At 74.7% G+C, this 24,138-nt stretch carries 1 protein-coding gene; it reads left to right on the plus strand.

Going from position 1 to position 24,138, the window contains the following annotated elements:
• The first annotated feature begins 81 nt into the window (after positions 1-81).
• Entirely contained in the window at positions 82-24,138 is a 24,057-nt protein-coding gene (locus tag ACZ6EM_RS27790) for a non-ribosomal peptide synthase/polyketide synthase (RefSeq protein ID WP_465773496.1), read from the plus strand.

Below are 24,138 nucleotides of genomic sequence, written 5' to 3' on the forward strand. Positions count from 1 at the left end.
CCGACCGCGTGACGCCACCGCGGTCGGCGGGGCCCGGCGTGCCCTGCGCACACGCCTGCCCATTCTTCTGGAGGTACCCCCATGTCCCGTCGCGACGGCGACGTCCTTCCCCTGACCGCGGCCCAGCGCGAGATCTGGCTGGCCGAACAACGCTCCCGGACGGCCATCCCGGGCTATCGCGTCGGCGAATGCCTGGAGATCCACGGGCCGGTGGACCCGGAGTCGTTCGAGACCGCGCTGCGCCGGGTGGTCGACGAGGTCGACGCCCTGCACGTGAGCTTCGTCGACGACGGCGAGGGCCCGCGGCAGGTCGTCCGGGAGACCTGGGACTGGGCGCCGGCCCACCTCGACCTCAGCGGGGAACCCGCTCCCCGGGCGGCGGCCATGGAGTGGATGGAGCGGGACCTGACGCGCCCGCTGGACCTCGCCCGCGACCCACTGTTCGGCCACGCGCTGATCCGGCTGTCACCGACGGAATTCCTCTGGTACCTGAACTACCACCACGTCGTGCTGGACGCGTTGAGCAGTGCCCTGGTCCGGCAGCGGGTCGGCGAGGTGTACTCGGCGCTGGCCGAGGGCGGCCCGGTGCCGCCGTCCCCGTTCGGTTCGCTGCGGGAGCTGGTCGACAGCGACGCCGCCTACCGCTCGTCCGCCGACTTCGCCGCCGACCGCGCCTACTGGACGGAGCGGTTCGCGGACCGGCCGGCACCGACGAGGCTCACCGACCGGTCCCCGACCGACCCGAACCTGGCCCTGCGCCTGCGCGAGGAGCGGGAACTGCGTCGCCCGGACGCGCTGCGGGCGGCGGCGGGATGGGCCGGTGTCCGCTGGTCCCGTCTGGTGATCGCGGCGACGGCGCTCTACGCGCACCGGCTGACCGGCACCCAGGACGTGGTGCTCGCGCTTCCCGTGACGGCCCGTCGATCCGCCGACCGGGACCTGATGTCGGTGCCGGGCACGATGTCCAACGTGGTGCCCCTGCGGCTGACCGTGCGCCCCGACATGCGCTGGCGCGAACTCGTCGACCAGGTGGCGGGGGAGGTCGAGGCGGCCGTCGCGCACGAGCGCTACCGGAGCGAGGACCTGCTGCGCGACCTCGGCGCGCCCGGCAGCATCGGCACGGCGTTCCCGCTGATCGTCAACATCATGGCCTTCAACTCCAGGCCGGGCTTCGGCGGGCACCCCGCCGCCGTGCACCACTTCGTGTCCGGATCGACCACCGACCTGGCGGTCTGGGTGTTCGACTACCGGGACGGCAACCCTCCGCTCCTCAGGCTCCACGGAGCACCGGAGGCGTACGGCGACGACGACCTCGCCGCGCACCAGCAGCGGCTGCTCGCGCTGTTCGACACCGTCGCGGACTGCGACCCGGACGACCTGCTGGGCCGGATCGAGCTGCTCACGGCCGAGGAACACGGCGAGCTGGCGGCCGTCGGCAGCGGGCCGGCGGCGGAGGTCCCGGCCACGAGCCTGCCGGAGCTGTTCCGGGAGCACGTGCGGGCGGCCCCGGACCTCGTCGCGCTGGTGTGCGGGGACGTCTCGCTGACGTACGCGGAGCTGGACGCGCGGGCGAACCGGCTGGCGCACGCCCTGATCGCCCGGGGCGCCGGACCGGAGCGGCTGGTGGCGGTGGCCCTGCCGCGCTCGGCCGAGCTGGTGGTGGCGATCCTCGCGGTGCTGAAGACCGGTGCGGCGTACGTCCCGGTCGACCCGGAGTACCCGGCCGCCCGGATCGGGTACCTGCTCGACGACGCGCGGCCGACGCTGCTGGTGACCGACTCCCGCAGCGGCGAGCGGCTGCCCGAGGCGGGTTCCGTCGACCGGCTGGTGCTGGACACCGCCGACCTGGACGGGCTGCCGGACACGGACCCGAGGGTGGCCGTCGATCCGGCACACCCGGCGTACGTCATCTACACCTCCGGCTCCACCGGGCGGCCCAAGGGCGTGCTGCCGACGTACGGCGGCCTGCTGAACCTGCTCACCGACCACCGGCAGGCCATGTTCCGGCCGGTGCTCGACGAGCGGCAGCGGCTGCGGGTCGCGCTGACCACGTCGGTGTCCTTCGACGCCTCCCTGAACCAGCTGCTCGCCCTGTTCGGGGGCCACGAGCTGCACGTCCTGGACCACGCGACCTGGACCGACCCGGACGCCTTCGTCGGCTACGCCGCGCGCTGCGGGCTCGACTACATCGAGGCCACCCCGTCCTACCTCCGGGTCCTGGTCGCGCACGGGCTGTTGAGCGATCCGCAGTGGCGGCCGGCGTTGCTCGCGGCGGGCGGCGAGGCCGTCCCCGCGCAGCTCTGGGCGGATCTGCGGGAGGCCGACGGGGTGCGCGGACTCAACCTCTACGGGCCGTCCGAGTGCACGGTCAACTCGGTGGTCGCGCCGGTGGGTTCGAGCCCGGTCCCGGTCATCGGCCGACCGGTCACCAACGCCAGGCTGTACGTGCTCGACAGCGCGCTGCGTCCGCTTCCCGCCAGTGTGCCGGGCGAGCTGTACATCGCCGGTGCCGGGCTGGCCCGGGGCTACCTGAACCGGCCGGTCCTGACGGCCGGGCGCTTCGTGGCGGACCCCTTCGGGCCGAGCGGTTCGCGGATGTACCGCACCGGCGACCTGGTGCGGCGGAGCCCGGACGGGAACCTGGAATTCCTCGGCCGCACCGACGACCAGGTCAAGATCCGCGGATTCCGGGTGGAACTCGGGGAGATCGAGGCCGTCCTGGTGGAGCACCCGGAGGTCGCCCGGGCCGCCGCCGTGGTGCGCACCGACGACGAGCCCCGGCTGGTCGGCTACGTCGTCCCCGCCGAAGGGCGGGCCGTCCGGTCGGACACCCTGCGGACCCGGATGCGGGAGCGGCTGCCGGAGTACATGGTGCCGTCGGCGTTCGTGGTGCTGGACGCACTGCCGCTGACGCCGAACGGCAAGCTCGACCGGCGGGCCCTCCCCGCGCCGGAGCAGACCGCCGCCGTCCCGGGCCGCGCCCCGCGCACCGCCACCGAGCACCTGCTCGCCGGGCTGTTCGCCGAGGTGCTCGGGGTGGCCGACGTCGGCTCGGACGACAGCTTCTTCGACCTCGGCGGGCACTCCCTGCTGGCCACCCGACTGGTCTCCCGGGTCCGGTCGGCCCTCGGCGTGGAGCTGAGGCTGAGCGACCTGTTCGACACGCCGACGGTGGCGGAGCTGGCGGCGGCGGTGGACGCCGCCGGCCGGGCACGGCCGGCCCTGGGGCGGCGGGAGCGGCCCGGGGCGGTCCCGCTGTCCTTCGCGCAGCGCAGGCTCTGGTTCCTGCACCGCATGGAGGGCCCGAGCGCCACGTACAACATCCCGCTGACGCTGCGGCTTGCCGGAGAGCTGGACCGGCGGGCCCTGGAGGCCGCCCTGGCGGACGTGGTCGAGCGGCACGAGAGCCTGCGCACGGTGTTCCCGGCGGTCGACGGCGTGCCGAGCCAGCGGGTGCTGGACCCCGACGCGGCACGGCCGAGGCTGCGGATGACCGAGGTCGGCGAGCGCGACCTGACGGACCGGCTGGCCGAGGCGGCCCGGCACGCATTCGACCTCGCCGCGGAGCCGCCGCTGCACGCCGAGCTGTTCCGGCTGGGACGGGAGGAGCACGTGCTCCTCCTGGTGGTGCACCACATCGCCGGTGACGGCTGGTCGACGGGGCCGCTCTCGCAGGACCTGACGACCGCGTACGCGGCCCGCTCCGCGGGGGCGAAACCGGAATGGGCGCCGCTGCCCGTCCAGTACGCCGACTACGCCCTGTGGCAGCGGGACCTGCTCGGCGACGGCTCGGACCCGGACAGCCTGCTGAACGGTCAACTGGCCTACTGGCGCGAGCAGCTGGCGGACCTTCCCGAGCAGGTGGAGCTGCCGTTCGACCGGCCCCGGCCGACGGCGATGTCCTACCGGGGCGCCCAGCTGCCGGTGCGGATCGACGCCGAACTGCACCAGGGCCTGCGTGCGCTCGCCCGGGACGGCGGGGCCAGCCTGTTCATGGTGCTCCAGGCAGGGCTGGCCGCGCTGCTGGGCAAGCTCGGCGCCGGCACCGACGTCCCGATCGGAACGCCGATCGCCGGACGCACCGACGAGGCGCTGGACGACCTGGTCGGCTTCTTCGTCAACACCCTGGTGCTGCGCGCCGACCTGTCGGGCGACCCGTCCTTCACGGAACTGCTCGGCCGGGTGCGCGCCGACGCGCTCGCCGCGTACGCGCACCAGGACGTGCCGTTCGAGCAGCTGGTGGAGGCGCTGAACCCGTCCCGGACGCTGGCGCACCACCCGCTGTTCCAGACCATGCTCGCCCTGCAGAACGCTCCGCTCGGCGCGTTCGAGCTGCCGGGGCTGCGGGTGGCGACCGATCTGGTCCAGACCGGGACGGCCAAGTGCGACCTGACCTTCGTCCTGGCCGAACAGCCCGACGGCCTCTCGGGCGTCCTGGAGTACAGCACCGACCTGTTCGACGAGGCCACCGCCGCCGGGATCGTCGAGCGGTGGCTGCGACTGCTGCGGGCCGCGGTCGCCGACCCCGGTCGGCGGATCGGCCGGGTGGACGTGCTGTCCGCCGACGAGCTGAGCGCCTTGCTGACGGCCGGCGAAGGCCGGGACGGCGAGCTGCCGGAGACCGGCATCCCCGCGCTGTTCGAGCGACAGGTCCGGGCGAACCCGGCCGCGGTCGCGCTCACGGACGGCGAAACCAGCCTGACGTACGGCGAGTTGAACACCCGGGCCAACCGGCTCGCGCACGCCCTGATCGCCCGCGGGGCGGGGCCGGAGCAGTTGGTGGCGCTGGGCCTGCCGCGCTCGGCCGAGCTGGTGGTCGCGATCCTCGCGGTGCTCAAGGCCGGCGCCGCGTACGTGCCGGTGGACCCGGAGTACCCCGCGGCCCGGATCACCTACCTGCTCCAGGACACCCGGCCCGCGCTGCTCGTGACGACCGGCCGGATCGGCGACCTGCCGGGCGCGGAGGCGGTGGACCGGCTGCTGCTGGACACCACCGACCTGGACGGGCTGCCGGACACCGACCCGGAGGTCGCGGTCGATCCCGCCCACCCCGCCTATGTCATCCACACGTCCGGCTCCACCGGCAACCCCAAGGGCGTCGTGGTCCCGCACCGGAACGTGGTGCGGCTGTTCGCCACCACCCGGGAACTGTTCGGTTTCTCCGCCGAGGACGTCTGGACGCTCTTCCACTCCTACGCCTTCGACTTCTCGGTGTGGGAGCTGTGGGGCGCGCTGCTGCACGGCGGCCGGCTGGTGGTCGTCGACCACGAGACCAGCCGCTCGCCCGGCCGCTTCCTGGAGCTGCTCGCCCGCGAGCGGGTGACGGTGCTCAACCAGACCCCGTCCGCCTTTCACCAGCTGATCCAGGCGGATCAGGAGACGAGGCCGGAACTCGCCCTGCGCACAGTGGTGTTCGGCGGAGAGGCGCTGGAGCCCGCCCGCCTCGCGGGCTGGTACGAGCGGCACCCGGACGACGCGCCGCGGCTGGTCAACATGTACGGCATCACCGAGACCACGGTGCACGTCACCCACGCGGCGCTCGACCGGTCCGGCACCCCGGCCGGCCAGATCGGGACGGCCGTCCCGGACCTGCGGACGTACGTCCTCGACGACGGCCTGCGTCCGGTCGCCCCGGGCGTCGCGGGCGAGCTGTACGTCGCGGGCCCGGGCCTGGCACGCGGCTACCTGAACCGGCCCGGCCTGACCGCCGGGCGGTTCCTCGCCGACCCGTTCGGACCGGCCGGCTCCCGGATGTACCGCAGCGGCGACGTGGTGCGCCGGGCGGCCGACGGCAGCCTGCGCTACGTCGGCCGGGCCGACCAGCAGGTGAAGGTACGCGGCTTCCGGATCGAGCTCGGCGAGATCGAGGCGGCGCTCGCCGCACACCCCGGCGTCGCCCAGGTCGCCGTGCTGGCCCGGCAGGACCGCGCCGACGACACCCGGCTGGTCGCCTACCTGGTGCCCGCCCCGGGCTCCGCGCCGCGCCCGGCCGAGCTGCGCGCCCACCTGGCCGGACGGCTGCCGGAGTACATGGTGCCGTCGGCGTTCGTGGCACTGGACTCGCTGCCGCTGACCGGCAACGGGAAGCTGGACCGCCGGGCCCTGCCCGCTCCCGACCTCGCCCCCGCGGGCACCGGCCGCGCGCCGCGCACCCCGCAGGAGCAGGTCCTCTGCGAGCTGTTCGCCGAGGTCCTCGGGGTGGCCGGGGCGGGCGTCGAGGACAGCTTCTTCGACCTGGGCGGGCACTCGCTGCTGGCGACCCGCCTGGCCGCCCGGGTCCGCGCGACCCTGGGGGTGGAGCTGGAGCTGCGCACCCTGTTCGAGACCCCGACCCCGGCCGGCGTGGCCTCCGCCCTGACGGGTGCCCGCCGGGCGCAGCTGGCACTGGCACCTTACCCGCGGCCCATGGGGGCACCTCCCGGCCGTCAAGGCGGGGGGAGGATCCCGCTGTCGTTCGCGCAGCGGCGGCTCTGGTTCCTGCACGAGCTGGAGGGTGCCGGCGCGAACTACCACATCTCGCTGGCCTGGCGGTTGTCCGGGAACCTGGACCGGCGGGCCCTGGAGGCCGCCCTGGCGGACGTGGTCGCCCGGCACGAGAGCCTGCGCACCGTCTTCCCGGCGGTGGACGGCGTGCCGCACCAGCAGGTGCTGGACGTCGTGGCGGGCCGCCCGCGGCTGGACGCGAGCCGGACCACCGAGGCCGGGCTGCCGGGCGTGCTGGCGACCGCGAAGGCCCGGCCGTTCGACCTGGCCGTCGATCTGCCGCTGCGCGCCGGCCTGTTCGAGCTCGGACCGGACGAGCACGTGCTCCAGATGGTGTTGCACCACATCGCCGGCGACGGCTGGTCGCTGGGCCCGCTCACGCAGGACCTGACCGCCGCCTACGCGGCGCGCTGCCGGGGTGAGGAGCCGCAGTGGGCGGAGCTGCCGGTCCAGTACGCCGACTACGCCCTGTGGCAGCACGAGCTGCTCGGCGACGCCACCGACAGCGACAGCCCGTTCGCCCGCCAGGCGGCCTACTGGACACGGCAGTTGGCCGATCTGCCGGAGCAGCTCCGGCTGCCCGCCGACCGGCCCCGCCCGGCCGTCGCCTCCCACCGGGGCGGCTTCGTGCCGGCCGGGCTGGACGCGGAGCTGCACCGCGGACTGCGCGAGCTCGCCCGCGTACACGGGACCAGTCTGTTCATGGTGCTCCAGGCCGGGCTGGCGGCGCTGCTGAGCAAGCTCGGTGCGGGCGACGACATCCCGGTCGGCAGCCCGGTCGCCGGCCGGACCGACCAGGCCCTCGACGAGCTGGTCGGCTACTTCGTCAACACCCTGGTGTTCCGTACGGACACCTCGGGCGATCCGACGTTCGCCGAGCTGCTGGGCCGGGTGCGGGACACCGCGCTGGCCGGGTACGCCCACCAGGACCTGCCGTTCGAGTACCTCGTCGAGGCCCTCAACCCGGCGCGGTCGCTGGCGCACCACCCGCTGTTCCAGGTGATGCTGGTGCTGCAGAACGCTCCCCGGGCCGACTTCGCCCCGCCCGGGCTGCACGTCCGCGACCTGCCGCTGACGACGACCACCGCCAAGCTCGACCTGATCTTCACGATGTCCGAGCGGCACGCGGAGGACGGTTCCCCGGAGGGGATCGACGGGTTCGTCGAGTACACCAGCGACCTGTACGACCCGGCCACCGTCGAGACGATGTTCGAGCGCTGGGAGCGACTGCTCCGCGCCGTGGTCGCCGACCCGCGGCGGCGGCTCAGCCGGTACGGTCTGCTCTCCGCCGCGGAGCACGGCGACCTGACGGCCCTGGGCACCGGACCGGAGGTGGAGCTTCCGGCCGCGAGCCTGCCGGAGCTGTTCCGGGCCCAGGTGCGGGCGACGCCGGACCTGGTGGCGCTGGTGTGCCGAGACGTCTCGCTGACCTACGCGGAGCTGGACGCGCGGGCGAACCGGCTGGCGCACGCCCTGATCGCCCGGGGCGCGGGGCCGGAACGGCTGGTGGCGGTCGCCCTGCCGAGGTCGGCCGACCTGGTCGTGGCGATCCTCGCGGTGCTGCGGACCGGGGCGGCCTACGTCCCGGTCGATCCCGAGTACCCGGCCGCCCGGATCGCCCACCTGCTCGACGACGCACACCCGGCCCTGGTGGTGACCGACGCCCGGACCCGGGACGGGCTCCCGGAGGCCGGGGCGGCCGGATGGCTGGTGCTCGACGACCCGGCGACGGCCGCCCTGGTGGCCGACTGCCCGGAGACGGACCCGCTGGTCGCCATCGACCCGGGGCACCCGGCCTACGTGATCTACACCTCCGGCTCCACCGGCAGGCCCAAGGGCGTGGTGTCGACCCACGGCGGCCTGCTCAACCTGTTCGCCAACCAGCGGCAGCTGCTGTTCCCGCGGCGGACGAGGGAGCGGCTGCGCATCGGGCTGACCACCTCGGTGTCGTTCGACGCCTCCTGCGACCAGTTGTCCAGCCTGTACGCGGGCCACGAGCTGCACGTCCTGGACGAGGCGACCTGGTCCGACCCGGACGCCTTCGTCGACTACGCCGCGCGCGCCGGGCTGGACTACGTCAACGCCACCCCGTCCTATCTGCAGGTGCTCGTCGCACGGGGGCTCCTGGACGACCCGGGGCGCCGTCCCGCGGTGGTCTCGATGGGCGGGGAGGCCGTTCCGGACCAGCTGTGGGAGCGGCTGCGGGCCGTCGAGGGCGTGTCCTGCCTGAACTACTACGGGCCGTCCGAATGCACGGTGGACGCCCTCGTGGCACCGCTGGGATCGAGTCCGCGCCCGGTGATCGGCCGGCCGCTCGGGGGCATCCGGCTGTACGTGCTCGACAGCACGCTGCGGCCGGTGCCCGCGGGCGTGGCGGGCGAGCTGTACCTCGCCGGAGCGGGCCTGGCCCGCGGCTACCTGAACCGGCCGGGGCTCACCGCGGGGCGCTTCGTGGCGGACCCGTTCGGTCCGGGCGGCACGCGGATGTACCGCACCGGCGACCTGGCGCGCTGGGGCGCCGACCGGAACCTGGAGTTCCTCGGGCGTACCGACGACCAGGTCAAGGTGCGCGGCTTCCGGATCGAACTCGGCGAGGTCGAGGCGGCGTTGGCGGAACACCCGCAGGTCGCCCAGGTCGCGGTGACCGTCCGGGAGGACCGGGCCGGGGACGCGCGGCTGGTCGCCTACCCGGTGGCCGTCACCGGGGCGGAACTCCGGCCGGAGGAACTGCGGGCACACCTGCGCGAGCGACTGCCGGACTACATGGTCCCGTCCGCCTTCGTGCCCCTGGGGAGCCTGCCGCTGACCGCCACCGGCAAACTGGACCGGCGCGCGCTGCCCGCACCCGTCCACACCGCGCCGAGGACCGGCAGGGTCCCGCGCACCCCGCAGGAGCAGGTCCTCGCGGAGCTGTTCGCCGAGGTGCTGGGCGTGGCCGAGGTCGGGGCCGACGACGACTTCTTCGACCTCGGCGGGCACTCCCTGCTCGCCACCCGGCTGGTCGCCCGGGCGCGTGCCGCCCTCGGGGTGGAACTGGAGCTGCGCACCCTCTTCGAGACGCCGACGGTGGCCGGGCTGGCCGCCGGGCTCGGCGGGGCCGCCCGGGCCAGGCCCGCGCTGCGCCGCGCGGAGCGGCCGGCCCCGGTCCCCCTCTCCTTCGCGCAGCGACGGCTCTGGTTCCTGCACCAGCTGGAGGACGCCGGCTCGGTCTACAACATGCCGTTGGCGTGGCGGCTGACCGGTGAACTCGACCGGACCGCCCTGCAGATGGCGCTCGGCGACGTCGTCGCCCGGCACGAGAGCCTGCGCACGGTCTACCCGCAGCTCGACGGGGTTCCCCGCCAGGAGGTGCTGGACGCCGGAACGGCCCCACCCCGGCTGGCCGTCACCCGGGTGGGTGAGGCGGACCTGACGGAGCTGCTGACGGCGGCCGCGGCGCGCGGATTCGACCTCGCCACCGAACCGCCCCTGCGTGCCGAGCTGTTCGAGACGGCACCGGACGAGCACGTGCTGCTGGTGGTGATGCACCACATCGCCGGGGACGGCTGGTCGCTGGGCCCCTTGTCCGCCGACCTGGCCACCGCGTACGCGGCCCGCCGCCGGGGCGAGGAGCCGCGGTGGGCGCCGCTGCCCGTCCAGTACGCCGACTACGCCCTGTGGCAGAACCGGCTGCTCGGCGACCCGGCCGACCCGGACAGCCTGTTCGCCCGCCAGACGGACCACTGGACGCGGACGCTGGCCGACCTTCCGGAGCAGATCAAGCTCCCCGCCGACCGCCACCGCCCCGCGACCCCCTCCTACGCCGGCGGGCACCTCGACGTCGAACTGGACCCCGACCTGCACGCCGGCCTGGTCCGGCTGGGCCGGGAGCACGGCGCCAGCGTCTACATGGTGCTGCAGGCCGCCCTGGCATCGCTCCTGGACAAGCTCGGCGCGGGCACGGACATCCCGGTCGGCAGCCTGATCGCGGGCCGGACCGACGAGGCGCTGGACGAGCTGGTCGGCTTCTTCGTCAACACCCTGGTGCTGCGCACCGACACCTCCGGCGACCCGTCGTTCGCCGAACTGCTGGGCCGGGTCCGGGAGGACGCGCTCGGCGCGTACGCCCACCAGGACCTGCCGTTCGAGCACGTCGTCGAGGCCCTCAACCCGTCCCGGTCACTCGCCCGTCAGCCGCTGTTCCAGGTGCTGCTCGCACTGCAGAACGTGCCCCGCACCGAGTTCGCGCTGGACGGTCTGGACGCCGGGATCCTCCTGGTGCGCACGCCCACCGCGATGTTCGACCTCGGCTTCCACCTGCTGGAGCACGGTGGCGCCGGCGGGCCGGCCGAGGGCATCGTCGGCCGGGTCGAGTACAGCACCGACCTGTTCGACCACGCCACGGTGGAGACGCTGCTCGCCCGGTGGCTGCGGCTGCTGGCGGCGGTGGTCGCCGAGCCGGACCGGCCGCTGAGCCGGATCGACGTCCTCACCGCCGAGGAGCGGCACGAGCTGCTGGTCGCCCGCAACGACACCGCCGGCCCGGTCCCCACGGCCGATCTGCCCGCGCTGTTCGAGGCGCGGGTCCGGGCGACCCCGGAGGCCCCGGCCGTGGTGTTCGAGGACACCGAGCTGACCTACCGCGAGCTGAACCGCCGGGCCAACCGCCTGGCCCACGCGCTGATCGCCCGGGGGGTCGGACCGGAACGGACCGTCGCCCTGCGGCTGCCGCGCTCGGCCGAGCTGGTGGTCGCCGTCCTGGCGGTGCTCAAGTCGGGCGCGGCGTACCTGCCGGTCGACCCGGACTACCCGGCCGCCCGCATCGCGTACATGCTGGAGGACGCGGGCCCGGCCGTGGTGCTCGACGACCTCGCCGCCGTCACGCCGGACGGTGACCTGCCGGAGCACGATCCGGCCGTGGCCGTGGACGGGCGCCGTCCCGCCTACGTCATCTACACCTCCGGCTCCACCGGCCGCCCCAAGGCCGTCGTGATGCCGGCCGCCGGGCTGCTGAACCTGTTGGAGTGGCACCACGAGGCCGTCGGCGGCGAACCCGGCACGCGCACCGCGCAGTTCACCGCGATCAGCTTCGACGTCTCGGTGCAGGAGGTGCTGTCCGCGCTGCTGTACGGCAAGACCCTGGTGGTGCCGACCGAGGAGCAGCGCCGCAGCGCCGAACTGTTCGCCCACTGGCTGGACCGGCACGAGGTGGCGGAGCTGTTCGCGCCCAACCTGGTGGTCGAGGCACTGGCCGAGGCCGCCGAGGAGGCCGGGCTGGAGCTTCCGCACCTGCGGCTGGTCGCCCAGGCCGGTGAGGCGATGCGCCTCGGCGGTGCCGTGCGCCGTTTCCAGGCCCGTCGGCCGGGACGGGTGCTGCACAACCACTACGGGCCCGCCGAGACCCATGTGATCACCGCCTACTCGCTGCCGTCCGACCCCGCCGACTGCCCGCTGCCGGTGCCCATCGGCCGTCCGATCGCCAACTGCCGGGTGTACGTGCTGGATGCGGCGCTGCGACCGGTCGCCCCCGGGGTGCTGGGCGAGCTGTACCTGGCCGGGGCCGGGCTGGCCCGCGGCTATCTGAACCGGCCCGGGCTCACCGCCGGGCGCTTCGTCGCCGACCCGTACGGTCCGGCGGGCACCCGGATGTACCGCACCGGCGACCTGGTCCGTTGGCGCGCCGACGGCGAGCTGGAGTTCGCCGGCCGGGTCGACCACCAGGTGAAGGTGCGCGGGTTCCGGGTCGAGCCGGGCGAGATCGAGGCCGAGCTGACCGCGCACCCGGACGTCGCCCAGGTCGCGGTGCTCGCCCGGGAGGACCGGATCGTCGCGTACGTCGTCCCGTCGGCCGGGAGCGGGGCGACCGCGGCGGCGTTGACGGCCTACCTGCGCGGCCGGGTGCCGGACTACCTGGTGCCGTCCGCGTTCGTGCTGCTGGAGGCGCTGCCGCTGACGCCGAACGGGAAGCTGGACCGGGTGGCGCTGCCCGCTCCCGAGGCCACGACCAGGGAGGCGGGCCGGGCGCCGCGCACGCCGCAGGAGCAGATCCTGTGCGAGCTGTTCGCCGAGGTGCTGGGCCTCGCCCGGGTCGGAGTCGACGAGGACTTCTTCGCGTTGGGTGGGCACTCCCTGCTCGCCACCCGGCTGGTCTCGCGGGTCCGGGCGACCCTCGGGGTCGAGCTGGAGCTGCGCGCCCTGTTCCGGCGGCCGACGCCCGCCGGGCTGGCGGCCGGGCTGCACGACGCCGGTACCGCGCGGCAGGCCCTGGTTCCCCGGCCCCGCCGCGAACCGATGCCGCTGTCCTTCGCCCAGCGCCGGCTCTGGTTCCTCCAGCAGTTCGGGGCACCGAGCGCCACCTACCACATGCCGCTGGCCCTGCGGCTGAACGGCGACCTCGACCGGGACGCGCTGAGCGCCGCGCTCACCGACGTGCTGGCCCGGCACGAGACCCTGCGGACGGTCTTCCCGCACACCGCGGGCATTCCGCACCAGCGGGTGCTGGACCCCGCCGAGGTGCCCGTCCCGCTGGCCGTGCGCGCGGCCGCCGAGGCGGAGGTGCCCGCCCTGCTGCGCGACGCGGCGGTGCGCGGCTTCGACCTGACCTCGGACGTGCCGCTGCGGGCGGAGCTGTTCGCGGTCGCGCCGGACGAGCACGTGCTGCTGCTGGTGATGCACCACATCGCCGGGGACGGCTGGTCCATGGGCCCGCTGGCCCGCGACCTGGCCACGGCCTACGCCACCCGGCGGGGCGGCGGGGCGCCGACCTGGCCGCCGCTGCCGGTGACGTACGGCGACTACACCCTGTGGCAGCACGAGATCCTGGGCGACGAGCAGGACGCCGACAGCGTGTTCGGCCGCCAGGTCGCCTACTGGACACAGGCGCTGGCCGGGCTGCCCGAGCAGCTGCGGCTGCCCGTCGACCGGCCGCGCCCGGCCACCATGTCGTACGGCGGCGACCTGCTGGAACTCCGGATCGACGCCGAACTGCACACGGCGCTGGTGAAGTTGGCGCGAAGCTCGGGTGCGACCCTGTTCATGGTGCTTCAGGCGGCGCTGGCGGCGCTGTACACGGGGCTGGGCGCGGGGACGGACATCGCGATCGGGAGCCCGGTCGCGGGGCGCACGGACGAGGCGCTGGACGAGCTGGTCGGGTTCTTCATCAACACGCTGGTGCTGCGGACGGACACGAGTGGCGATCCGAGCTTCGCCGAACTGCTCGGGCGGGTGCGGGAGACGGCGCTGTCGGCGTACGCCCACCAGGACGTGCCCTTCGAGCACCTGGTGGAGGCGCTCAACCCGTCCCGCTCGCTGTCCCACCACCCGCTGTTCCAGACCGGGCTGGTCGTGCAGAACGCGCCGGGCGGCGACTTCGACCTTCCCGGCCTGCGGGTCTCCGGGATGGCCGTGACCACGGGCACCGCGCGGCTCGACCTGACCTTCGGGTTCGCGGAGGAGTACGGGCCGGACGGTGCGCCGGCCGGGCTCAGCGGTGCGGTCGAGTACAGCACCGACCTGTTCGACCGTGCGACGGTCGAGACGTTGGTCGCCCGCTGGACCAGGCTGCTGGCCGCGGTCGCCGCGGCCCCGGAACGGCGGATCGGCGGGATCGACCTGCTGTCCGTCGAGGAGCGCGCCGAGCTGCTGCCCGTCGTCGAGGACGGGGCGGCCGGGGTGAGCCTGCCGGAGCTGTTCGCGGCGCGGGTGGCGGCGACGCCGGATGCGGTCGCGCTGGTCTGCGGCGGCACCGAGCTGACGTACCGGGAGCTGGACGTCCGGGCGAACCGGTTCGCGCATGCGCTGATCGCCCGGGGTGTGGGGCCGGAGCAGGTGGTGGCGGTGGCGTTGCCGCGCTCGGTGGAAGCCGTGGTGGCCGTTCTGGGTGTGTCGAAGGCCGGGGCGGCGTATCTGCCGGTGGATCCGGCGTACCCGCAGGCGCGGATCGACTTCATGCTGGCGGACGCCCGGCCGGCTCTGGTGGTCGACGACCCGGCGATGGTGACCGGCGGAGACCGGCCGGACTCTGATCCACTGGTTGCGCCCGATGTCCGGCACCCGGCCTACGTGATCTACACCTCGGGCTCGACCGGCCGCCCCAAGGGCGTCGTGGTCAGCCACTCCGGCGTGTCGGGCCTGGTGGCCGCGCAGGTCGAGCGGCTCGGCGTGGTGCCCGGCAGCCGGGTGCTCCAGTTCGCCTCGCCGAGCTTCGACGCGTCGTTCTGGGACCTGTGCAGTGCCCTGCTCAGCGGTGCCGCCCTCGTCCTGGCCCCGGCGGACGCCCCGCTGGAGGCGCTGACGGACCACCGGCTCGGCGTCACCCATGTGACCTTGCCGCCCTCGGCCCTGGCGGTGGTGGACAGTGCCGACGTCACGGCCACCACCCTGGTGGTGGCGGGGGAGGCGTGCCCGCCGGAGCTGGTGGCACGCTGGGCGCCCGGCCGGCGGATGGTCAACGCGTACGGCCCGACCGAGACCACGGTGTGCGCGACCATGAGCGACCCGCTGTCCCCGGGAGCGGGCGGTGTGCCGCCGATCGGCCGTGCGGTCGCCGGCTTCCGGGTCTACGTGCTGGACGAGCGGCTGCGCATCGTGCCGCCGGGGGTGGCGGGAGAGCTCTACGTCACCGGCCCCGGCCTGGCCCGCGGGTACCTCGACCGGCCGGGACTCACCGCCGAGCGCTTCCTCGCCTGCCCGTTCGGCCCGGTCGGTGCGCGGATGTACCGCACCGGAGACCTGGTGCGCCGGCGCGCCGACGGGGAGCTGGAGTACGTCGGCCGCGCCGACGACCAGGTGAAGGTCCGTGGCTTCCGGATCGAACTCGGCGAGATCGAGGCGGCCCTGGCGGGGCACTCCGCCGTCGCGCAGTCCGCGGTCCTGGCCCAGGACGACCGGCTCGTCGGCTACGTCACGGCTCGTCCGGACACGACCGTCCGTCCGGCGGAGTTGGCGGCGTACCTGCGCGAGCGCCTGCCGGACTACCTGGTGCCGTCGGCGTTCGTGCTGCTGGAGGCGCTGCCGCTGACGCCGAACGGGAAGCTGGACCGGGCCGCGCTGCCCGCGCCCGAGGCCGTGACCACGGCTGTGGGACGGGCACCGCGCACCCCGCAGGAGCAGATCCTGTGCGAGCTGTTCGCCGAGGCGCTGGGTCGCCCGCAGGTCGGGATCGACGACGACTTCTTCGACCTCGGCGGGCACTCGCTGCTCGCCACCCGGCTGGCCGCCAGGGTGCGCTCGGTGCTCGGCGTGGAGCTGGGGCTGCGCGCGCTGTTCCAGGCGCCCACGGTGGCGGGTCTGGCCGTGTCGTTGACGGAGGCCGGCAACGCCCGCCCGGCGCTGACCGCGCGGGAGCGGCCGGAGGCCGTACCGCTGTCCTTCGCCCAGCGCCGGCTCTGGTTCCTGCACCGCATGGACGGTGCGGCCGCGACCTACCACATCCCGCTGGCGCTCCAGCTGACCGGGACGCTCGACCGGGCGGCGCTGGACGAGGCGCTGGCCGACGTGGTGGCCCGGCACGAGAGCCTGCGGACGGTGTTCCCGGAGGTGGGCGGCGTCCCGTGCCAGCGGGTCCTGGACCCGGCCGAGGCCCGGCCCCGGGCCGGGTCGACCGAGGTATCGCAGGCCGAACTGCACCACCGGCTCGCCGAGTTCGCCCGGCGGCCCTTCGACCTGGCGGCGGAGCCGCCGCTGCGGGCGGAGCTGTTCGCGGTGGCGCCGGACGAGCACGTGCTGCTGCTGGTGATGCACCACATCGCCGGTGACGGCTGGTCGACCGGCCCGCTGGCCCGCGACCTGGCCGAGGCGTACGCCGCCCGGAGCGAGGGCCGTGCGCCGAGTCGGTCGAACCTGCCGGTGCAGTACGCCGACTACACGCTCTGGCAGCGCGACCTGCTCGGCGACGCCGCCGACCCGCAGAGCCGGTTCGCCGAGCAGCTCGACTACTGGAAGCGCCAGCTGTCCGACCTGCCGGAGCTGCTCCGGCTGCCCGCCGACCGGCCGCGGCCGGCCGTCGCGGGCCGGCACGGGGACCACGTCGGCCTGGAGCTGAGCCCCGAACTGCACGCCGCTCTGACCGAGCTGGCGCGGAACACCGGCACCAGTCTGTTCATGGTGCTGCAGGCGGCGCTGGCGGCGCTGTACACGCGGCTGGGCGCGGGCACGGACATCCCGATCGGGAGTCCGATCGCGGGGCGCACGGACGAGGCGCTGGACGACCTGGTCGGGTTCTTCGTGAACACACTGGTGCTGCGCACCGACACCAGCGGTGATCCGAGCTTCGCCCAACTGCTCGGGCGGGTGCGGGAGACGGCGCTGTCGGCGTACGCCCACCAGGACGTGCCCTTCGAGCACCTGGTGGAGGCGCTCAACCCGTCCCGCTCGCTGTCCCACCACCCCCTGTTCCAGACCATCCTGGCCGTGCAGAACGCCCCGATGGGCCGGTTCTCGCTGCCGGGACTGGAGGTGGCCACCTACGCGGTGGCCACCGGAACCGCCAAGTTCGACCTCGGGGTGAGCCTCGTCGAGCGGTTCGGCCCGGACGGGAGCCCGGCCGGGATCGTCGGCGCGGCGGAGTACGCCACCGACCTGTTCGACCGCTCGACGATCGAAGCCCTCGTGCGGCGCTGGACGCTCCTGCTGGAGGCGGTCACCGCCGATCCGGACCGGTCGATCGGCCGGATCGACCTCCTCGACGGCGACGAGCGGCACCGGCTGCTGGAGCGGGGCAACGAGACCGCCCGCGAGGTGGGCGCCGTCCCGGTGCCGCAGGCCTTCGCGGCGCAGGTGGCGGCGACGCCGGACGCGGTCGCCCTCGTCCGCGGCGACGTCGAGTTGACGTACCGGGAGGTGAACGCGCGGGCGAACCGGTTCGCTCACGCGCTGATCGCCCGGGGGGTGGGCCCGGAGCAGCTGGTGGCGGTGGCCCTGCCGCGCTCGGTGGAGGCGGTGGTCGCGGTCCTGGGCGTCCTGAAGGCCGGGGCGGCGTACCTGCCGGTGGATCCGGTGTACCCGCAGGCGCGGATCGACTTCATGCTGGCGGACGCCCGTCCGGCGCTGATGGTCGACGACGCCGCCATGGTGGCCGAGGGCGACTGGCCGGACACCGACCCGGACGTCGCACTCGACGTCCGGCACCCGGCCTACGTGATCTACACCTCGGGCTCGACCGGCCGCCCCAAGGGTGTCGTGGTCCCCCACGGCGGTGTCGCGAGCCTGGTCGCCGCCCAGATCGAGCGGTTCGCGATCGAACCCGGCAGCCGGGTGCTCCAGTTCGCCTCGCCCAGCTTCGACGCCTCGGTGTCGGAGATCTTCACCGCCCTGCTGCGCGGCGCGGCCCTGGTGCTGCCCCCGGCGGCGGACCCGGTGGCCGCGCTGACCGACCCGGGCCTGGCGGCCACCCACGCGACCGTGCCGCCGTCCGTCCTGGCCGCCGTGCCGGAAGGCTCGGTGGCGGTGTCGACCCTGGTCGTGGCGGGGGAGGCCTGCCCGCCGGAGCTGGTGGCCCGGTGGGCGCCGGGCCGGCGGATGATCAACGCGTACGGTCCGACCGAGACGACGGTGTGCGCGACCATGAGCGACCCGCTGTCCCCGGGGGCGGGCGTACCGCCGATCGGCCGGCCGATCGCCAACGCCCGGGTGTACGTGCTGGACGACCGGCTGCGGCCGGTGCCGCCCGGCGTTCCCGGCGAGCTCTACGTCGCGGGCGCGGGTCTGGCCCGCGGTTACCTGAACCGGCCGCGCCTGACGGCCGGACGGTTCGTCGCCTGCCCGTTCGGCCCAGCCGGGGATGGGCCCCTCTCCCCCAGCCTGGCGGCCGGGAGGTGCCCCCAGCCCGATGGCGGGCAAGGAGGGAGGATGTACCGCACCGGCGACCTGGTCCGCTGGCTCGGCGACGGGCAGCTGGAGTACGTCGGCCGCGCGGACGACCAGGTGAAGGTGCGCGGCTTCCGGGTCGAGCCCGGCGAGGTCGAGACGGCGTTGGCCGAGCACCCGGCCGTCGCCCGGGCCGCGGTCCTCGCCCAGGACGACCGGCTCGTCGGCTACGTCGTCCCCCGCCAGGAGGAGGCCCGCGACAGCGCCCTGGAAGCGGACCACGTGGGCGAGTGGCAGGACATCTACGACGCCCTGCCCATCGCTCCCGAGGACGCCGGCTTCGGCCAGAACTTCGTCGGCTGGAACAGCAGTTACGACGCGAGCCCGATCCCCGTCGAGCAGATGCGGGAGTGGCGGGACGCGACCGTCTCCCGCATCCTGGCCCTGCGCCCCCGCCGGGTGCTGGAGGTCGGCGTCGGCACCGGTCTGCTGCTCTCACAGATCGCACCGCACTGCGAGACGTACTGGGCGACCGACTTCTCCGCCACCGCGATCGAGGCGCTCACCGCCCAGGTGGCCGGGCAGGAGGACCTGGCCGGGCGCGTGGTGCTGCAGACCCGCCCGGCGCACGACACCGACGGGCTCCCGGCCGGGGAGTTCGACACCATCGTGATCAACTCGGTGGTGCAGTACTTCCCGTCCGCGGAGTACCTCGCCGACGTGATCGGGAAGCTGATGGGGCTGCTGGCCCCCGGCGGCGCGCTCTTCGTCGGCGACGTCCGCAACCTGCGGCTGCTGCGTCCGCTGGCCACCGCCGTCCAGCTCCACCGGGTCGGCGAAGGTGCGGACCTCACGGCGGTGCGCCGCGCGGTGGAGCAGGCCCTGCGGGTGGAGAAGGAGCTCCTGGTCGACCCGGACTTCTTCACCGCCCTGCGGGAGCACGGTACGGACATCGGCACGACGGCCGTCGAGGTCAAGCGCGGCCGCCACCACAACGAGCTGACCCGCTACCGCTACGACGTGACGCTGCACAAGCCGCCGGTCACCCCGACGGCTCCGGAGCGGTCCGTCGAGCTGGCGTGGGGGCGGCAGGTCGCCGGGCCGGCCGAACTGCGCGAGCTGCTCGCCCGGCCGTCCGGCGGAGTGCTGCGGATCACGGGGGTGCCGAACCGCCGCGTGACGCGGGAAGCCGCTCTGGCCCGGGCCGTGCAGAACGGGGACGGCTCGCTCGCCGAGCTGCTGGAACGGATGCACGCCCCGGAGGACGGCGGCCTCCCCGATCCGGAGGACCTCCACGCCCTCGGGTCGGAGTTCGGCCGCCCGACGGCCGTCACCTGGTCGGCCACCGCGGCGGACGCCGTGGACGTCGTCTTCACCGACCCCCGGGCGCTCCACGGCTCCCCGGTCGAGGCGTACCGGCCGGCCCGGGCCACGGGAGCGTCGCTGTCCTCGCTGACCAACCGCCCGACCGGCAACCGGGGCGCCGGCGCCCTCCTGGGCGAACTCCGCGACTGGCTGCGGGACCGGCTGCCCGACCACCTGGTCCCCTCGGCGTTCGTGGCGCTGGAGGCGCTGCCGCTGACGGCCAACGGCAAGCTCGACCGCCGTGCGCTGCCCGCACCGGACCTCGGCCCGGTCGCGGCCGGACGGGCGCCGCGCACCCCGCAGGAGCAGCTCCTCGCCGAGCTGTTCGCCGAGGTGCTCGGCCTGGCCCAGGTCGGCGTCGACGACGGCTTCTTCGACCTCGGGGGGCACTCCCTGCTGGCGACCCGCCTGGCCTCCCGGGTCCGGGCGGTCCTCGGCGCGGAGCTGGAGGTCCGGACGCTGTTCGAGACCCCGACCGTGGCCGGGCTGGCCGCCCGCCTGGACGGCTCCGGAGCTGCGCGGCCCGCACTGGCCGCCCGGGCCCGCCCCATGGGGGCACCTCCCGGCCGTCAGGGCCGGGGGAGGGTGCCGCTCTCCTTCGCCCAGCGCCGCCTGTGGTTCCTGCACCGGATGGACGGGCCGAGCGCCACCTACAACATGCCGCTCGCGCTCAGCCTGACCGGCGAACTCGACCGTCCGGCCCTGCACGCCGCGCTCGCGGACGTGGTCGCCCGGCACGAGAGCCTGCGGACGGTCTTCCGCGAGATCGACGGCGTGCCGTACCAGGTCGTGCTGAGCGCCGCTCGGGCGCGCCCCGCACTGCCGGTGATGGAGATCGACGAGAGCGCACTGGCCGAACGGCTGGCGGAGACGGCCCGGCGCGGCTTCGACCTGGCCGCGGAGCCGCCCGTCCGGGCGGAGCTGTACGCGCTCGCCCCCGACCGGCACGCGCTGCTGGTCGTGGTGCACCACATCGCCGCCGACGGCTGGTCGATGGGCCCGCTCTCCGGTGACCTCGCCGCGGCCTACGCGGCCCGCTGCCGGGGCGAGGCCCCGCAGTGGTCCCCGCTGCCGGTGCAGTACGCCGACTACAGCGCCTGGCAGCGTGACCTGCTCGGGGACGCCGCCGACCCGGACAGCCTGTTCGCCCGGCAACTGGCCTACTGGAAGCACGAGCTGGCCGGCGTCCCGCAGCAGCTGCAGCTGCCCGCCGACCGGCCGCGGCCGCCGGTGGCCTCCCAGCGGGGCGACCGGGTCGCGGTCCGACTGGACGCGGAACTGCACCAGGCCCTGCGGGACCTGGCCGCCGCGCGCGGCGCCAGCATGTTCATGGTGCTCCAGGCCGGACTCGCGGCCCTGCTCACCCGGCTCGGCGCCGGCACGGACATCCCGGTCGGCAGTCCGATCGCCGGCCGTACCGACGAGGCGCTGGACGAGCTCGTCGGCTTCTTCGTCAACACCCTGGTGCTGCGCACCGACACCGGCGGGGACCCCGGCTTCGCCGAACTGCTCGGCCGGGTCCGGCAGAAGGCGCTCAGCGCGTACGACCACCAGGACGTGCCGTTCGAGTACCTGGTCGAGGTGGTCAACCCCGCGCGGTCGCTGGCCCACCACCCGCTGTTCCAGATCATGCTGGCCCTGCAGAACGCGCCGCTCGGCGAGTTCGCGCTGTCGGGGCTGGAGACCGGCCACCTGGAGGCGCCGACCGGGACCGCGCGGGTCGACCTGACCTTCAGCCTGGCGGAGCAGTTCCGCCCGGACGGGGCCCCCGACGGCCTGGTCGGCGCCGTGGAGTACGCCACCGACCTGTTCGACGCGCCCACCGTGGAGCTGCTGTTCGAGCGCCTGGCCCGTCTGCTGCGCGCGGCCGTCGCCGACCCCGACCGGCCGATCAGCCGGATCGACATCATGCCCGTCGAGGAACGCCGCCGACTGCTCGCCGGCTCCAACGGTGCCGCGGCCGAGCTGCCCCGGGCCGCGGTGCCGGAGCTGTTCGCCCGCCAGGTGCGGGCCACCCCGGAGGCGGTCGCGGTCGTGGCCGGCGGCACCGAGCTGACCTACGCGGAGCTCGACCAGCGGGCCGGCCGCCTGGCGCGGGCGCTGATCCGCCAGGGCGTACGGCCGGAGACGCCGGTCGCGGTCATGCTGGACCGCTCGGCGGAGCTGGTCGTGGCGATCCTGGCGATCATCAAGGCCGGCGGCGCCTACGTGCCGCTGGACTCGCGCTTCCCCTCCTCCCGGATCGACCTGATCCTGCGGGAGAGCGGGGCCGCCCTGGTGCTCACCCGGGAGGTGCTCACCGCACTGGTGCGGTCCGAGGCCGCCGATCCGTCCGACGTCGAAGTCCCCTGTGAACCCGGGCAGTTGGCGTACATCATGTACACCTCCGGCTCGACCGGCCGGCCGAAGGGCGTGGCCGTCACCCACCGTGACGTGGCGGGCCTCGCGCTCACCCCCGAATGGCGGGGCGGCGGACACGAGCGGGTGCTGATGCACTCCCCGACGGCCTTCGACCTCTCCACCTACGAGCTGTGGGTCCCGCTGCTCAACGGCGGCCGGGTCGTGGTGGCGCCGCCGGAGCAGCTCGACCTCGACCTGCTCCAGCACACGATCACCTCGCACGGGGTGACCGGACTGTGGCTCACGGCCGGACTGTTCCGCCTGGTCGCCGAGGAGCGCCCGGGCCTGCTCGCCGGGGTGCGCGAGGTGTGGACCGGCGGCGACGTGGTCTCCCCGGCCGCCGTCGCCCGGGTGCGGGAGGCCTGCCCCGGCATCGAGGTGGTCAACGGCTACGGGCCCACCGAGGCCACCACCCTGGCCACCTGGCACCCGGTGGTCGACCTCCCCGAACACGCCGCGACCGTGCCGATCGGCCGACCGATGGCGAACATGCGCGCCTACGTGCTCGACGACCGGCTGCGCCCGATGCCGACCGGCATGGTCGGCGAGCTGTACCTCGCGGGGACGGGCGTGGCCCGCGGCTACCTCGGGCGGGCCGGCCTGACGGCGGAGCGCTTCACCGCCGACCCGTACGGGCCGTCCGGCAGCCGGATGTACCGCACCGGCGACCTCGCGTCGTGGCGGACCGACGGCACGCTGGACTTCGCCGGACGCGCCGACCACCAGGTCAAGCTGCGCGGCCTGCGGATCGAGCCCGGCGAGATCGAGGCCGTTCTGGCGGGCTGCCCGGGCGTCGCCCAGGCGGCCGTGGTCGCCCGCGAGGACCGGCCGGGCGACAAGCGCCTGGTCGCCTACCTGGTGCCCGCCCCCGAGGGCGCGCCCGAGGCGGCCGAGCTGTCCGGCCGGCTGCGCCGCGACCTGCCCGACTACATGGTGCCGGCGGCGTTCGTCACCCTGGACGCGCTGCCGCTGACCGCCAACGGCAAGCTCGACCGGGCCGCCCTGCCCGCCCCCGAGTACGGGGCCTCGGACGCCGGACGCGGACCCCGGACGCCGCAGGAGCAGCTGCTGTGCGGTCTCGTCGCCGAGGTCCTCGGCCGGGAGCAGGTGAGCATCGACGACAACTTCTTCGACCTGGGCGGGCACTCGCTGCTGGCCGCCCGCCTGGCCTCCCGCGTCCGCGAGACGCTCGGCCTGGAGTTGGGCCTGCGCATGCTGTTCGAGGCGCCGACCGTGGCCGGTCTCACCGAGCGCCTGGTCATGGACAATCCCGACGACGCGTTGGACGTGGTGCTGCCGCTGCGTTCGACCGGGACCGGCACACCGCTGTTCTGCGTCCACCCCGGCGGCGGCATCAGCTGGTCGTACAGCGGACTGCTGAACCACCTCGGCCCGCAGCACCCCGTCTACGCCATCCAGGCGCGCGGCCTCGGCCGGCCCGAACCCCTGCCGACGTCCTACGAGGAGATGGCGGCCGACTACGCCGACCAGATCCAGAAGATCCAGCCGGAGGGCCCGTACCTGCTCCTCGGCTGGTCCGCCGGCGGGCTGATCGCCCACGCGCTCGCCTGCGAGCTGCAGTCGCGCGGCGAACGGACCGCACTGCTGGCGATCCTCGACGCCTACCCGGTGAAGGACGTGCAGTTCGCGGAGGTGCCGGTGCCCACCGTGCGCGACGTGCTCGTCGGGGTGCTCGACGTCGACCCGGACGAGCTGGGCGACCAGGAGATCACCTACGCCGAGGTTGCCGAGGTCCTGAACCGGCGGGGCAGCGCACTGGCCGGCCTGAACGAGCGACAGATCGAGGTGATCGTCGAGATCATGATCAACAACGCCAAGCTGGCGGTCGACTTCGTCCCCGGCAGGTTCGGCGGAGACCTGCTGCTGTTCAACTCCACGATCGACCGGGTCGAGGACAACGCGGGGCCCGCAATCTGGCGCCCGTACGTCGCCGGCCGGATCGAATCCCACGAGATCACCACCCGGCACGACCGGATGACCCAAGCCGGCTCGCTCGCCCAGATCGGGCCGATCCTGGCCGCCAGGATCACCGAGGCGACCGGCGACACCGACGGCACCACCACCCTTTCCCACCAGGAGGACTGA

The organism is Kitasatospora sp. NPDC041917, from assembly GCF_055589745.1.